This is a genomic window from Microbacterium luticellae (genome assembly GCF_050408645.1).
Lineage (GTDB): Bacteria > Actinomycetota > Actinomycetes > Actinomycetales > Microbacteriaceae > Microbacterium.
Genome location: NZ_JBNTKE010000001.1, coordinates 1 through 14,776, shown reverse-complemented (window position 1 = coordinate 14,776; position 14,776 = coordinate 1). Strand labels below are relative to the sequence as shown.

12 protein-coding genes are annotated in these 14,776 nt (G+C 58.1%); 3 read left to right on the top strand and 9 right to left on the bottom strand.

Translation table 11 applies throughout. The features are described from left to right. The 3 genes from ACQUSW_RS00060 to ACQUSW_RS00050 all read left to right on the top strand — a co-directional run bounded on the left by ACQUSW_RS00060 (window position 1) and on the right by ACQUSW_RS00050 (window position 3,472). Complete coding sequence (locus ACQUSW_RS00060) at window positions 1-1,203, top strand: DUF993 family protein (protein WP_428930253.1); 1,203 nt, start codon at window positions 1-3, stop codon at window positions 1,201-1,203. A 2-nt stretch (window positions 1,204-1,205) separates the two neighbouring features. After that, window positions 1,206-1,994, top strand: a complete 789-nt coding sequence (locus ACQUSW_RS00055) for an SDR family NAD(P)-dependent oxidoreductase (protein ID WP_428930252.1) — start codon at window positions 1,206-1,208, stop codon at window positions 1,992-1,994. Window positions 1,995-2,305: 311 nt separating this feature from the next. Next, window positions 2,306-3,472, top strand: a complete 1,167-nt coding sequence (locus ACQUSW_RS00050) for a GTPase family protein (protein ID WP_428930251.1) — start codon at window positions 2,306-2,308, stop codon at window positions 3,470-3,472. A gap of 1,228 nt (window positions 3,473-4,700) precedes the next feature. On the opposite strand, the gene ACQUSW_RS00045 is transcribed toward ACQUSW_RS00050, so the two are convergent. From ACQUSW_RS00045 to ACQUSW_RS00005, 9 genes are all read right to left on the bottom strand, one after another. Continuing rightward, window positions 4,701-5,171, bottom strand: a complete 471-nt coding sequence (locus ACQUSW_RS00045; RefSeq protein WP_428930250.1) for a RidA family protein — start codon at window positions 5,169-5,171, stop codon at window positions 4,701-4,703. A gap of 18 nt (window positions 5,172-5,189) precedes the next feature. Then, window positions 5,190-6,329, bottom strand: a complete 1,140-nt coding sequence (locus tag ACQUSW_RS00040) for an NAD(P)/FAD-dependent oxidoreductase (protein WP_428930249.1) — start codon at window positions 6,327-6,329, stop codon at window positions 5,190-5,192. A gap of 10 nt (window positions 6,330-6,339) precedes the next feature. Beyond that, window positions 6,340-8,409 carry a dipeptide ABC transporter ATP-binding protein gene (locus ACQUSW_RS00035; RefSeq protein ID WP_428930248.1) on the bottom strand — a complete coding sequence of 690 codons (2,070 nt, stop codon included), beginning with the start codon at window positions 8,407-8,409 and terminating at the stop codon, window positions 6,340-6,342. Beyond that, the gene (locus ACQUSW_RS00030) at window positions 8,406-9,335 is read right to left on the bottom strand and encodes an ABC transporter permease (RefSeq protein WP_428930247.1); all 930 of its coding nucleotides are present in this window, start codon (window positions 9,333-9,335) and stop codon (window positions 8,406-8,408) included. The genes ACQUSW_RS00035 and ACQUSW_RS00030 overlap by 4 nt, the downstream gene beginning before the upstream one ends. Window positions 9,336-9,350: 15 nt before the next feature. Next, a complete protein-coding gene (locus ACQUSW_RS00025; RefSeq protein WP_428931235.1) occupies window positions 9,351-10,313 on the bottom strand; it encodes an ABC transporter permease in 963 nt (320 codons plus the stop codon). A gap of 83 nt (window positions 10,314-10,396) precedes the next feature. Then, a complete protein-coding gene (locus ACQUSW_RS00020) occupies window positions 10,397-12,139 on the bottom strand; it encodes an ABC transporter family substrate-binding protein (protein WP_428930246.1) in 1,743 nt (580 codons plus the stop codon). 46 nt (window positions 12,140-12,185) lie between these two features. Next, window positions 12,186-13,301 carry an alpha-hydroxy acid oxidase gene (locus ACQUSW_RS00015; RefSeq protein ID WP_428930245.1) on the bottom strand — a complete coding sequence of 372 codons (1,116 nt, stop codon included), beginning with the start codon at window positions 13,299-13,301 and terminating at the stop codon, window positions 12,186-12,188. 13 nt (window positions 13,302-13,314) lie between these two features. Next, the gene (locus tag ACQUSW_RS00010; RefSeq protein ID WP_428930244.1) at window positions 13,315-13,902 is read right to left on the bottom strand and encodes an isochorismatase family protein; all 588 of its coding nucleotides are present in this window, start codon (window positions 13,900-13,902) and stop codon (window positions 13,315-13,317) included. Window positions 13,903-13,967: 65 nt separating this feature from the next. Then, window positions 13,968-14,776, bottom strand: an 809-nt coding sequence (locus ACQUSW_RS00005) for an alpha-hydroxy acid oxidase (protein WP_428930243.1), incomplete at its 5' end; no start/stop codon positions are given.

The following is a 14,776-nucleotide window of genomic DNA, read 5'->3' as shown; positions in this document are numbered from 1 at the left end:
ATGACTTCGCATCTGGCCCTTGTCGCGCCGTCGGGCGAGCGCGGTACTTGTGAACTACACGAAACCTCGCAATTCGTGCGGCCCACCACGCCTCTACAAAGCCGCGTGGTCTATGCAGCTGCTCATGTAATTCCACGCACGACAGGAGAAAATACACCAGGCTCGCCTGCCGATATCGACTGGGACGCGACGCTTGACTTTCGTCGTAACCTGTACTCGTGGGGTCTCGGGGTCGCTGATGCCATGGATACCGCACAACGCAACCTTGGACTTGATGCTCTCGCCACGAGAGAGCTCATCGCGCGGTCGGCGACTGTGGCGCATGAGAGCGACGGCAACGTCGTGGTCGGTGTGAACACCGACCACCTTGACGAAGAAGTCGTGTCACTCGATACGGCCATCGACGCATACAAATCCCAACTGCACTTCACCGAAGAGCAAGGTGCAGGCGTTGTGATTATGGCAAGCCGTCATATTGCTCGCGCTGCCACGAGCGCGGCAGACTACGCGCGGGCGTACCGTGAAGTGCTCGAGGCAGCAGACGGTCCTGTCATTTTGCACTGGCTCGGAGAAGCATTCGACCCAGCCCTTGCTGGATACTTCGGTTCTCGGCAGTGGAAGGACGCCGCTGCGAACGTGATCGAGATCATTGAAGATAACGTCTCAAAAGTTGCTGGAATCAAGATGAGCCTCCTTGACGCCGCATCCGAAGTGTACGTGCGTGAGCGTCTGCCTGAGAGTGTTCGTATGTTTACGGGTGACGACTTCAACTATGTCGGCCTCATCGGAGGTGCAGATGTGCCAGCAGCTACGCAACCGTCTCTCGGCGTGACAGAGCGTCGGCATTCCGATGCTCTATTGGGTGCTTTCGCTGCGATTGGTCCCGCAGCTTCAGCTGCCGTACAAGCACTCGACAGAAGAGATCCCGACGAATATCTCGCAATACTGGGTCCGACAGAGCCACTCAGTAGACAAATTTTCGCCGCACCAACCTACTTCTATAAGACCGGTGTTGCGTTCATGTCCTGGCTCAACGGTCATCAGGACGCGTTCCAGATGGTTGGTGGGCAACATGCGAGCCGCAGCCTGCCGCATCTTTCGCGCATTATTGAACTCGCCAATGAAGCCCGCGTGTTGGAGCGTCCGGATCTCGCTGCGCAGCGCTGGCACGCGATGCTACGTATCAACGGTCTCGACACATAGAGATGACGTTCACCGAGTATCACCGTGTCGCGGCTATCACCGGTGGCGCCACTGGAATCGGTGCCGCCACCGTCTTACGACTCATCGATGAAGGTTTCGATGGGGTTGTGATTGGTTACCGAACCTCTGCTTCCGATGCCGAGGCAGTGGCCGACACAGTTCGTCGTCGTGGAGGTGCGGCTCTCGTCGTACCCGTCGATGTCTCCGACGAGGCAAGCGTGCGCAATTTTGCTGACGCCTGCGCCGAACGTTTTGGGCGTTGTGATGCCGTCGTCAATTCGGCAGGCATCACTCGGTGGATTGACCTTACCGATCTCGACGCTGTGACCGACGACGATTGGATGACAATATTCACTGTCAATACGGTCGGTTCATTCCGGGTGGCACGGGCGTTTCGCGCACTGCTCGACACGACCGCCGGTGTCGTCGTCAACGTTGCATCGGCCGCCGCTCACGTGGGGGCGGGCTCGTCTATGCCGTATGCGGTGAGCAAGGCTGCAGTGGTGCGTCTGACGCAACAACTTGCTATCGCGATGGCGCCGAATATTCGTGTGGTATCGGTCTCGCCGGGAACAGTCGATACTCCGTGGCATAATAAACGACTCGATACTGGAACAATCGAGACTTACTACTCGGCGGTGCGCAATGAAACGGCACTCAGTCGTGTCACAGAAGCTAACGACGTAGCCGATGCTATTGCGTGGCTTGTGCAGTCACGTGCCATCACGGGGATTGACGTTCTTATCGATGGCGGTAAACATGTTTGCGCTGATATGGATCTCTTTGGGTGAACACGCGCGCCAGTTCGTGGAGGCCAGTGGCGCCCCCTTTTTCGTCCTATCTACCCCTCCCCTAGTTTTCCCGTTTTCTCCGATACTGTTTCTCCATGACCTTCGCTGCCGTTCCCAGCGTTCCTCGCAGGCGTACTCCGTTCTGGGCCAAGCGTCTTCTCACGATGGGTATGACCGAGAATCTTGTTGAGCGGGGGGTGTCTCAAGATGTTTGGTTGGTTTGATATTCCGGGCACGGAGTGCCAGAAGCTGATCGGTTTCGACTTCGCCCCTCCGGCTTCCGCTCCTTCTTCTGAGTGAAAGGCATCGACATGACTAATACTCCGGATGCTGGTGCCGAGCGTTCTCCCGAGATTGATGAGCGTCCGTTCCTCGAAGCAAATTCGACAGCAAAGTCGCGGTATGGCCGTTTTAATCTCGCGATTGTTGGCGGTACCGGGGTGGGTAAGTCGTCGCTGGTGAACACAGTTTTTGGTCGCGATCTTGCGAAGGTGGGCAAGGGTCTTCCGGTCACGCGTGGTGCCGACTATTTTTATGACGATTCTCTCGGTATTTGGGATCTTGAGGGTTTCGAGATTGGTTCCACAGTGACGCCTGCCGAGAGCCTGCGCACCAATCTTGAGACGATCGCTCAGCGTCCGGCATCCGAACAAATTTCTGTCGTCTGGTATTGCGTTCTCTCGAATTCTGATCGCCTCACGCCACCCGATATTGCGATGATTCGCGAGCTCGACGCTGCGGGCCTGCCGGTGATTCTGGTGCTCACCAAGGTCGACTGGTCAAAGAACCCGGTCACGGGTAAACGTAGTGTTCCGCGCGATGTTGACGAGTTTATGTCGTGGCTGGAGAACCCGGTCGATGCCGACGGTAACCCGATTCATTTGCCGATTCAGCGGGTTATTCCTACGTCGGCTCGCGATAAGCATGGGAAGGGTACGGGGCATGGTCTCGGTGAGCTCGTCGCGGAAACCCTCGCTCTTTCGCCGGAAGACGAGAAGGATGCCTTTCGTATCGCTCAACGACTCAACCTCCCGTGGAAGCGAGAGATGGCCCGGCCCGTTGTCGCTACTGCGTCGGCTGCGGCAGCAGCGGCCGCGGCGGTTCCGATTCCCGTCGCTGACGCGGTTGCCTTGGCGCCGATCCAAATGACCATGATGGGCAGGATCGCCGCGATCTACGACCTCGACCTCACTGTCATGATGTCGGCCTCGGCACTCGCACAGTTGGGTGCACAGATCAGCGGCCAGGCTCTGGCTCGCAGCTTTCTCAAACTCATTCCGGGAGCCGGTAGCGCTATCGGCGCAAGTGTTGCTTTCGCGTTGACTGCGGCGATGGGCGAAGGCTGGATTCGGTTGTGCGAAGGCGTGCACACCGGAAAGATCGACGCCAACAAGATCACCGAAACCTGGGGCGCCTACGCCCCCAGCTTCACCGACGTCATCCGCAAAATGGTTGGCCAGCGCCTCAAGGGCAAGTGATTCACTAGCACCGCTCATCGCTTATTGCAGCAGGAGCCGTATCACCCGGTTTCGTGCATGCAACGTTCTGTTACGTCCGGCAATGCATCGACGGGCAAGGGAAACTAACCTTTGCGGCAATGGAAACCCGGAGGTGTGCCCCTCGTGAAGGATGAACATCCACTCGCTGAGAAAACTAAGCTGCCACGATGGCTAGGGTTCGTGGTCGGAGGCGCCTGGCTAAACCGGCGACACACACGAGTTGCATCAAGCATCATCCTCGGACTCGTTCCCGCAATCACTCTCTTTGCGATAACGATCAACTCCGGAGCTGAGCGCACCACCCGCATACCAAGCGTGTTGATAGTCATAAATACGCTATTGTTCCCCTGCACACGCGAGGTCTATTACAGGCTCCGATATCCATTCCGAGAGGGGCTCGGAGTCTTCATGTTTAGCGGGATCCTGATTCTTTTCGTGTTTGTTGCACGGGTAACGGTCTATGTCTTGCTTTGGATGCTCTCGTTCCTTATCGGACCATTAGCATTTCTCTACCTTGGCTTAACAGAGGTCACCGGGCGAGGTTGGCGGGTAGAAGGTTAGGTTCACGCCGCATGGACACATACGTGATGCCATACACAAGTAACTGTTTCGACCCCAACGCAGTAAACTGCCGTTCGACTCGGTCACTAGGCAGCTGATCTTCGGGTTGCTATAAACACGGCAACCGCCGCGTTGCGCAGACCGTCACCAACACCGCCCGCACCAGCGAAGTCACCCTCCGGGTCAGCTGCGTCTGGCTCATCACCACCATCTGGCTCATCGGCTGGTCCATCTGGAAAACCGTACACTCCCTCGTTACTAGAAGGGCGGAGGTAGGACGGGTAGAGGCAGGGCCATGAGGGGCAATCGGCATGACCCACATTCGCATCCTGCCGGGCGGCTTTTCTCTGCTCAGAAAGTTGTCGTGCGGTCGATGTAGCGTGCCTCCCGGTGATCGCGGTCCTCTGCAATGAGGTTCGCGGCTCCGATCTCTACATGTTCACTGATGACTTACAACGCTGATGAAGATAATGGGAATTATTCAGGACCTTCAGACGTAAATTTCTAGATTTAGCCGCTTAGAGCGGGCTGGTGAAACACTCCGCCGAAGATCCTCTGTTCAAGACCCTCCTCACGTAGACAGAGCGCACCAACCGCTACCTGCTCTATCCACGAGATTATCGAGGCTGATGCGTACCCGTATCTGTCAACGCCGGTGGAAGATCGCATCCACTTCAATCGCGGCCCCGTTGGCAGGATTCGGGATCGTCACTGCAGTGCGTGCGTGGGCGCCATATACAGAACCGAAGACGTCAACGAGAAGCTGCGATGCCCCAGTGGCACACTTGCCGAGCTCAGTGAAGTCCGGGGCGACCGCACCATAGACCGTGATGCGAGCAGGCCGCCACAAGCGAAGGTCACCGGTATCTTCGTGGATTAGACCTAGAACATTCAGCATCGCCTGCTGCGCACTCGCATACCCCTCGTCCACTGACAGCTCAGCACCAAGCCGTCCGCGAGCGACCGGCTCCGTGCCGATCGTCGAAATTTGTCCAGAGGTGAACAGCATGTCACCGACCTGATGGGTGCGTTCGAACCAATCGAAGCTCGATTTCCACGTCGGCAATGCGAGACCGAGCTCAGCGATTCGGGCATAGGGATCAAATACAGCGCACATGCTCGTCCTTTCAATCTGTTACTGTTGCTCTGCGTCGTCGGCATGACGGCCGACCTGCGAGGGGTTGAGATAAAAGCGTGCGGGACGCATTGCCGCCAATTCCGGCACTGTCTCACTGTGCAGAATTTCTTTTGCCGCGCACCATGCCCACATTGGACCCCAGCCAATTCCGCCGTGCGAAATCGTGTGATAAAAATTCGGCAGCCAAGGCAACGCTCCGACAACCGGTCCGCCGGGCGGGATGGGCCGGATCCCAACGGTCGAGCGCACAGGTAGTGTACCCGCCAGCGAGGGGATGACCTTGGCGATATCGATCATCATCTCTTCGGTATTGTCGATATTCTCGCCGTGGCGAGCAGTTTGTGAATGGCCTCGCCAATGTATCGCAAGCCCCCCCGATGGATCCGGTCGGCCACACCATCCGGGCGTGTTTATAATGCGTTGTGGCGCCTCGCCGTCCTTGAACGGTTCTGTGTAGACCACGACCCCGGGCACCAGGTCGAGCGGAATAGCGAGCCCCGCGAGTGCAGAGATGTGCGAGCCCCAACTGCCTCCAGCGTTGACAAATTTATCGGCTTCAATCACTTCGCCCGAATCAAGGGTGACACCGGTCACTCGGTCTGAAGTACGTCTGACGGCGACGACTCTGGCACCCTTGCGCAATACCCCGCCCAATTCCTCGAAGCGCTCAACGAGAGCATCGACGATGGCGGGCCCATCCACCCACCCAGCGTCGGGCTCGATATACACAGCCGCACACTCAGGAAACCTCACATTCGGCTCTAGCGCGCGCGCTGTCTCAGGATCGACGACCTCGAGGTTAACCCCTCGCTTGATCGCCACCCGAGCAAGTTCGTCGAATTCCTCTTGCTCCTCTGGGGAGACCCACAGCAACGCCCCACTCGTGTGCATGTAGTCTCCGGGCACCTCTTCAGCGAGCCGGCTCATCATCGCGTCAAGCCGCGGGCGCAGCGCCGCACGGCCCTCCTCTTCATGCCACGCGCGCTGCGGAAATTCCGAGTGCATCGCAATCGATGACGAGGTCGTTCCCCCGCCCGGTCGGGAGGCATCCAGCAGGGTGACTTCTGCACCCTGCTCCTGCAACCGATACGAGACATGTGCTCCCACCGATCCTGCTCCGATGACGACGATCTTCATTGCTCTCCTTTCACGCGCCATCATGGGCGCTGACCAGTTCTGTGACAAGCTCCGGATAAAAACACGCGGTTTGGTGGCGGGTCTCGCTAAGACGTGGTTGCTCGCTCTCACACCGCATCTTTTGCTGCTCGGTCAAGAAAGTGGCGTAGACAGGGCATCGTGTCCGGAAGGCGCACCCGTCCGGACGATCCAGCGGTGACGGCAGATCGCCTGTCAGACGGATCCTGTTACGCTCACTCTCGGTCTTCGGGTCAGGGATCGGCACCGCCGACATGAGGGCGGCTGTGTAGGGATGGTGCGGGCGATGAATGACATCGTCAGCCGCACCGAACTCGACAATCTCTCCGAGGTACATCACCGCAATGCGGTCAGAGATATGGCTGATCACCGCAAGATCGTGCGCGATGAACAGGTAGCCCATCCGGCGCGTGCGGATCAGATCTTCAAGGAGATTAATGATTCCTGCCTGCACGGAGACATCGAGCGCAGAGACCGGTTCATCAAGGATGAGGATGTCAGGATCGGATGCCAGGGCACGGGCGATTCCAATCCGCTGGCGCTGCCCGCCTGAGAACTCATGAGGATAGCGCTCAGCCATACCTCCAGACAGACCCACCATACGAAGGAGTTCCGCGACCCGCCCCGCACGAGCCGAGCGCGGCACGCCAGCCAATGCCAAGTGTTCGCCGATGATCTGTTCGACAGACATCCGCGGATCGAGCGAAGAGTATGGGTCCTGGAACACCATCTGCATGTTGCGCTTCATCTCCGCACGCGCACGCCCGCGCAGAGATGCTGTATCAACACCCGAGACAGTAATCGAGCCGGAATCCGCCGCATGCATGCCAGCGATAGCACGGCTTACGGTCGTCTTACCACTACCCGATTCCCCTACCAACCCCACCGTCTCGCCGACGGCGACTGAGATGTCGACGCCGTTGACCGCGAACACAGTGCGTTTTTTGCCCTTGGCGCGCACACGGAATGTTTTCACGAGTCCCTCGACGGTCAGCAAAGGGTCGCCGACACTTTCGTGATCGGCAACGGGTACCACGTCCTCCGCCGCGATCGCGGTCATCGAGTCAAGGTATGCATCATCTTCGGCGAAGTGACAGGCCGAAGAATGCCCCTCGGCAACGGTGATCAGTGCAGGCTCTTCGGCACGGCAGATATCCGTGGCCAACACGCATCGTGCAGCGAAGGGACAAGAGGTGCCGTTCAACATCGTGAGTGCGGGCGGTGAGCCTGGGATGGGGACCAGACGCTCGTGCCGGGAATCGATACGAGGAATCGCTCCCAGTAATCCCCGCGTGTACGGCATCCGCGGCCGGTAAAACACGTCTTCGACTGTGCCCTGCTCGACGATACGCCCCCCGTACATCACGGCCACGCGATTGGCGACGCCCGCGACGACCCCCAGATCGTGAGTGACCAGTACAAGTGCGGCGTCAGCGAATTCCCTCGCTCTTTCCAATGCCTCCAGCACCTGGGCCTGGATCGTTACGTCCAAGGCCGTCGTCGGCTCATCGGCGATGATCACACTGGGATTGTTCGCCAATGCAATTGCAATCACAACACGCTGTCGCATGCCCCCTGAAAACTCGTGCGGATAGCTGCTGAGGCGCTCCTCAGCTCTCGGGATCCCGACCACATTCATCAGTTCGATGGCACGATTCCGAGCCTCGACTTTGCTGACACGATTATGGATCGTGACGGCCTCGATGATCTGCGCACCGATGGTGAGCACAGGGTCAAGGGACGTCATCGGGTCCTGGAAAACCATTGAGATCTTCGATCCACGCAGGCGATTCAGATCTCGTTCATGAGCACCGACAAGCTCTTTACCGTCCAGCACGATGGAACCGCGTACAGTGGCTGTCTCATGCAATCCCATGATCGCATTCGCGGTGACCGATTTTCCCGAGCCGGACTCACCGACAATGGCTAGCACATCACCCCGAAGCACGTCGAAGTTCACGCCACGTACCGCCTGGAGTAGCTGCCGCTTCGGACCGAAGGACACGGTGAGGTCGCGAACCTGGAGGATAGGCTCGGTCACCATCGTGGTTACTGTTGTCATTGTTGTGTCCCTCCGCTCTGGCGTGGGTCGAGTGCGCGGCGAAGACCATCACCGATGAAACTAACCGTGATGGCGATAAGGATGATGAATAGGCCGGGAAAGTAGAATAGCCACGGACGCGTGGTAACCGCGCTCTGCGCCTGCGCGATGAGCAATCCTAACGAGGTGTCAGGAGACTGTACGCCGAAGCCTAGGTAAGACAGCGCGGTCTCAGACAGGATCGCGGTGGCCGTCAGCACCGTGACCGCCACCAGAATCGTGCCCATCGCATTTGGCACCAAGTGTCGGACGATGATCGAGAAGTCTGAAGCGCCCGCGCCTTTGGCTGCGGCAACGTAATCCGACTGCGTGATCGACAGCACGTTGGCGCGGACGATGCGGGCGACCACCGGCCAGGCGAGGAACGCGAGGACGAGACCGATCGTGAACCAGCTCGTATCTGTCCCCATCGTCATATATGACAGCACCGCCGCGACCGCGATCGAAGGGAAGACGAGAATCAGATCAATCAGGCGCATGAGGAGGCCATCGACAAACCGGCCGTAATAGCCGGCCAGCGCGCCGACGAAGGAGCCGACAAGGGTTGCGCTCAATGCGACGAAGAGGGCGATCTGGGCAGAGCGCTGCGTTCCTCGCATCACCTGAGCTAAGCCATCGTACCCGGTACTGTCGGTTCCAAATGGGTGCTCCCATGATGGGGGTACCGAATTATCCGGTGTGTAGACATCGAAACGATAGTGCCATAGGTAGGGGCCAACGAAGGCGAAAACCAGCACAAGCACGAAGACGATGAGGGCTGCGGTGGATGTCTTACTACGGAAATATCGACGCACGAAGGCCGGAACTTTGGATCGCGACGCGACCGCCATGCCCTCTCGGGCGTCGATGACTGCAGTTGATGGGAATGATTTCAGCGGATTAGTCATGTCGATGTCCCCAGGTCAGTGTTGACGGATTCGTGGGTCGAGCAACCCGTACAGCAGGTCAGCGACGAGGTTGAGGAGGATAGTGGCCGTGGCGAACACGAGCATCCATGCCATCACCACATTGACGTCAATATTGCGAATACCAGTGAGCAACATGTCGCCCATACCGCGCCACTGAAAGACGGTTTCCGTCACCACCGCGCCGCCGACGAGTGCCGAGAAGTCCATTGCGACCACGGTAATGAACGGAAGTAGCGCATTTCGCAGCCCATGCCGGGTCAGGGTCTGTCGCCGGCTCAACCCCTTGGCGCGCGCGAGACGCATGTAGTCAGAGCTCAGCACCTCGATCATGGACGCACGGATGTACCGGCTCCATGAGGCAAACTGGTTGATGACGAGAGCGATGGTCGGGAGCACCATGAACCCCAGGAGCGCCATGCCCGTCGCTCCCGAGCTAACTCCGTCGCCAATCGTATATATCAGCGTGCTGCCGACGGCTTGATTGAAAACAATCGCACCCTGCTTGAGCAGAATCGCGAACCAGAAGACTGGAATAGCCAAGGCAATGTAGGTGATGACGCTGAGCGTCATGTCAATCGTGCCGTACTGCCGCAGCGCACTAACGATTCCCACAATGATGGCCAGAATGGCCGCGATCACGATCGCCGCGATGATCAGTCGAAAACTTACGATCATCCTGCTGCCGAGTGTGGCTTCGATATCGATGTTCTGGGTCGATACACCGAAATCACCTCGGAACAGCCCAGCGAGCCAGACAAAATACCGCTCGAGCAGCGGCTTGTCGAGACCAAACTGGACCTCCAGCGCCTTCAAAGACGCTTCAGGCGGTGGCGGATCGATGTCGCGGAATCGTGCCATCGGGTCACCAGACAACGAGACCATCATGAACATCAGAAACGATGAGAGCGCGATCATCGGGATGGCGATCGCCGTGCGTTTCACGGCATATCTGAGCATCACATCACTCCTATGCGAAGGCGTCGGGGAGGGGAAGTGATTGGGTCGGGAGAGAGAAAGAGACACTCCCCCGACCCAACTGCTTAGCCTGCTGGGGCGATGATGCCCCAGTCGAGGATGTTGTACGTCGGTCCGCTGACTGTGGGGTTGTCGCGCATGTTGCCGTACTCGTTGTAGTACATAAAGAGGCTCGGCTTCTGGTAAATCGGGATGATATACACGTCATCCAATACCAGTTTGTCGGCCTTGTTGATGAGTTCGATAACCTTGTCATCAGACGTCGATGCCAGTGCTTCGTCAACGAGGCGGTCCACCTCTGCGTTCGAGTAGTGCTGGTTGTACCCGGTACCCGTGGTATATCGCTTGAAGGCGTTGGAACCGAGGAAAGGCGAGCCGGTGTAGCCGACTACGACGATGTCGTATCCGTAGGGTGACTGCTCAGCGGTGGTGCTGCCAAGGGAATCCGTTGTTTCGAGGCGAAGGGTCACACCGATCTTCTTCGCAGCGGCGGCGAAGATCTCTGCTGTCGTCTCGCGTACTGCGTTGCCGACGCTGTACACCGTACGGAGCGGTGCCACTTCGGCGCCGTCAGGGGTGTGGAGCTTCTCGTTCTTGATCTCGTAGCCGGCATTCTCGAGCAAAGCGATCGCGCCATCCACGTCACCCTGACCAAAGCCGAGTTCTTTGGAGTGGTCCTCGTACCCGGCTTGCTGCTGCATAATCATTGCGTTACCCAGAGGTTCAACCGTCGGATCGAACTGGCCGACGCTCTTGTCGATGATCTCCTGCGAGTTGACTACCATCGCCAGAGCTTGTCGCAGCGGCTTGTCTGAAAGGAAGGAATTGGAAACGTTGACCAGGAAGGACTCCATGACAAGCGTCTGGTTCATCTGATGCCTCACACCAAGAGGCGCCATCTCTTCGACCTGCTTGAGCAGGTCGACCTGAGGCTGCGGGTACGAAGCTTGGATCTCCCTGTTCTGCATGGCGATCGGCGTCTGTTGAGTGTCGGTGATCATGCGGAAAACGACCTTCTTGAGGTGAGGCGACTGCCCCCACCACTTCGGGTTCGGCTCCAGCGTGACCGATACGTCCTTCTGGAAATCGGTGATGATGTACGGGCCTCCTGAGAAGGTCGGGACGGTGTCAGCGAAGTAACCGTTGAACGATTCGAGGATGCCGCCATTCTGCTCGACCAGGTGCGCCGGAAGTAGGCGGTTGAACGGGCGCTTCCACTCGGCGAAGCTCTCGCCATACGTGACAGTGACCGTCTTACCGTTATCGCTGCCCTCAACGGAGACTACTTTGTCGAGACCATCCGAGTCGTGTGTGATGCACTCAGAGCAGTCGCGGGTGTTCAGCGCTTTCCAGTGGAAGACGAAATCGTCGGCGGTGATCGGAACACCATCAGACCAAACCGCTTCCTGTCGGATCTTGTACTCAATGACCGTGGGAGAGTCTTGAATCATCTCGGCGCTCTCGAGTAGATCCTCATTCATCTTGATCGTCGAGCCATCAGGCTCGAGGACAAAGACCGATGGGTAGATCGGCATTGTGACCCACACCGTCTCGGAAAGGTCTCCAGCAGCGGACAAAGTGTTCCAGTTCGAGATGGTCTTCTCGATAGCGAAGGTGACCTCACCGTCTTCGAGATTGTCATACTCGAACGAGTTGACCGTATTTAGGTCACCGATGACACGGCCGTTGACGGGCTGATCGCCCTCTCCACCATCACTGCCGTTCTCGATGCCAGGGCCGGAGCATCCTGCAACGAGTGCCACTGCCGCGACCATTGCGGCGAGGGCAGTAAGTTTTCGCTTCTGCATAGCCTCCTACTTCCTTGATAATTACTATTACGTCAGGGGTTGTTGGTTAGAATGTCTTTCGAAAGACGTGCGGTCCGAGTTCTTCGACTCGGGAGCAGCCGAGGTGTCCCAGGGTTTGCCAAAACTCCTCGCGAAGGATCTGCAGTGCGCTGCGGACCCCTTCTTCACCATCAGCGGCTAGGCCCAGAGCGGTCACACGGCCAATCGCGACCGCATCCGCACCCAACGCGATTGCCGCGGCGATATCGCTTCCGCGACGGATACCCGAATCCAGTACGATCGACATGTCCGCACCCACAGCGGCGCGGACCTCAGGAAGAATCTCAATCGTCGACAGAGTGCGGTCGATGGTTCGCCCGCCATAGTTCGACACGTAGAGTCCGACAGCACCGGCTTTCACAGCCTCGATCGCGTCAGCGGCCGACTCGATTCCCTTGACGATCACCGGTAAGGGTGACTTCTTCATGAAGGATTCAGCCTGCTGCCATGTCCAACGCGGCTCGGTGAAGTCGATGAGTTCCTGCAGACCGGCAGGATCGGAAGCGTCCGGACCGAAGTTCACGTTATCCCGGGTCGTCCGCGACGTGAAGCGGTTCTCGATCAGTCGTTCACGCCACTGACGAATCGGCGAGTACGTGGCGATAATGTACCGGTAACCGGCATCCTTCGCCCTCTGAGCCATATCAAGGGCCAGATTCTCGTCGCCGACAAGTGTCATCTGATACATCACCGCTGCGGGGGACTGCTGCGCAATCTCCTCCAGCGTGTACGAAGCCGCAACGGGCACCATCTGATGCACACCCATCGACTCCACCGCACGCGCAATCGCCAGATGACCATCCGGGTGGAAGGTTGCCTCCTGACCAAAAGGTGCGGTAAACAACGGAAAGCTCAAATCCAAATCCAAAAACTGCGTATTCGTCGTCGGATTGCTCACACCCGTGAAAATGCGCTTCTCCCACAACAACTCGTCGAACTTCTCCGTATTACGACGCAACGTGGTCTCATCACCCGTACCGGTCCACAAGTAGTCCCACGCCGAATCACTCAACTGATGACGCGCCGCAGCCGTAATTCCCCGCATCGACACGAACTTCTTTTCCGTAACGAAACGATCATCCAGAATCGCTGACGTCTGCTTCAACTTCTCCACCATCGTCATCTCCTTATATCTTTTACTTCGAGGTCGCGTTTAGGGTGTCGAGCACTTCTGCAAGTGAGCGCACTCGACCGATCTGCGGGAAGATCTCCGCCAGAGCAAACTGGTGGTTCGTTGCGGTGTTCGTTGACATGGCTTCTTCGACGAAAACAATGTCGTAATAGTGTTCATAGGCAGCGCGGGCGGTGCCCTCGACTCCGAAATTTGTCGACATGCCCGCCATGATGACGGTCTTCACGCCATGTCGGCGCAACTGCAAGTCGAGGTCAGATCCGTGGAACGCGTTCCAACTACGCTTCACAATGACGGGCTCGGAAGGCAGCGGTGCGACTTCCGGAACGAGCTGATCCCAACCTTCGGGGCGTTCGGGGTTTGCCGCGCGCATTTTCTCAATGACCAGGGGCTGGAGGGAATCTGACTCATCTGGTAGGAAGCTCGTCCGTACGTGCACGACAAGACCACCAGCGCGACGAGTCGCATCGATAAGTTTCACACACCGCTCAATGACCTCGTCGGGGCTGTAGGGCTCGGCCCCATGGGTGTGAACGGCCCCCTGCAGGTCGATCATGACAAGAGCGCTAGTGCGAGGGTCAAACAGGCTCATGGTGTCCTCTCAATCGTGTTGTGGGTTCAATATTGCGTTGACGCTGTTGCGTCAGGGGTTGTTGGTTAGAATGTCTTTCGAAAGACGTGCGGTCCGAGTTCTTCGACTCGGGAGCAGCCGAGGTGTCCCAGGGTTTGCCAAAACTCCTCGCGAAGGATCTGCAGTGCGCTGCGGACCCCTTCTTCACCATCGGCGGCTAGGCCCAAAGCGGTCACACGGCCAATCGCGACCGCATCCGCACCCAACGCGATTGCCGCGGCGATATCGCTTCCGCGACGGATACCCGAATCCAGTACGATCGACATGTCCGCACCCACAGCGGCGCGGACCTCAGGAAGAACCTCGATCGTCGACAAAGAACGGTCAAGATCACGATCGCCGTAGTTCGACACGTAGAGTCCGACAGCACCGGCTTTCACAGCCTCGATCGCGTCAGCAGCCGACTCGATTCCCTTGACAATCACCGGCAGCGGCGACCGTACGATAAACTGCCGAACTTCGGACCACGTCCAGCGCGGCTCGGTGAAGTCGATGAGTTCCTGCAGACCGGCAGGGTCCGACAGCTCCGGCCCATAATTGACCTGGCCGCGCGATCCACGCGACGTGAAGCGGTTCTCGATCAGTCGTTCACGCCACTGACGAATCGGTGAGAAAGCCGCGATGATGTACCGATAACCGGCATCCTTCGCCCTCTGAGCCATGTCGACGTTCAGCTGGACATCCGCAGCGATGGTCATCTGAAACGATGACGCTGCGGGGGACTGCTGCGCAATCTCCTCCAGCGTGTACGAAGCCGCAACGGGCACCATCTGATGCACACCCATCGACTCCACCGCACGCGCAATCGCCAGATGACCATCCGGGTGGAAGGTTG

Bases quoted from the DNA above. Each gene is read 5' to 3' on its own strand.
- ACQUSW_RS00035 (WP_428930248.1), bottom strand. From the start codon at position 8,409: ATGACAACAGTAACCACGATGGTGACCGAGCCTATCCTCCAGGTTCGC.
- ACQUSW_RS00030 (WP_428930247.1), bottom strand. From the start codon at position 9,335: ATGACTAATCCGCTGAAATCATTCCCATCAACTGCAGTCATCGACGCC.
- ACQUSW_RS00015 (WP_428930245.1), bottom strand. From the start codon at position 13,301: ATGACGATGGTGGAGAAGTTGAAGCAGACGTCAGCGATTCTGGATGAT.
- ACQUSW_RS00050 (WP_428930251.1), top strand. From the start codon at position 2,306: ATGACTAATACTCCGGATGCTGGTGCCGAGCGTTCTCCCGAGATTGAT.
- ACQUSW_RS00060 (WP_428930253.1), top strand. From the start codon at position 1: ATGACTTCGCATCTGGCCCTTGTCGCGCCGTCGGGCGAGCGCGGTACT.
- ACQUSW_RS00010 (WP_428930244.1), bottom strand. From the start codon at position 13,902: ATGAGCCTGTTTGACCCTCGCACTAGCGCTCTTGTCATGATCGACCTG.
- ACQUSW_RS00025 (WP_428931235.1), bottom strand. From the start codon at position 10,313: ATGCTCAGATATGCCGTGAAACGCACGGCGATCGCCATCCCGATGATC.
- ACQUSW_RS00055 (WP_428930252.1), top strand. From the start codon at position 1,206: ATGACGTTCACCGAGTATCACCGTGTCGCGGCTATCACCGGTGGCGCC.
- ACQUSW_RS00040 (WP_428930249.1), bottom strand. From the start codon at position 6,329: ATGAAGATCGTCGTCATCGGAGCAGGATCGGTGGGAGCACATGTCTCG.
- ACQUSW_RS00045 (WP_428930250.1), bottom strand. From the start codon at position 5,171: ATGTGCGCTGTATTTGATCCCTATGCCCGAATCGCTGAGCTCGGTCTC.
- ACQUSW_RS00020 (WP_428930246.1), bottom strand. From the start codon at position 12,139: ATGCAGAAGCGAAAACTTACTGCCCTCGCCGCAATGGTCGCGGCAGTG.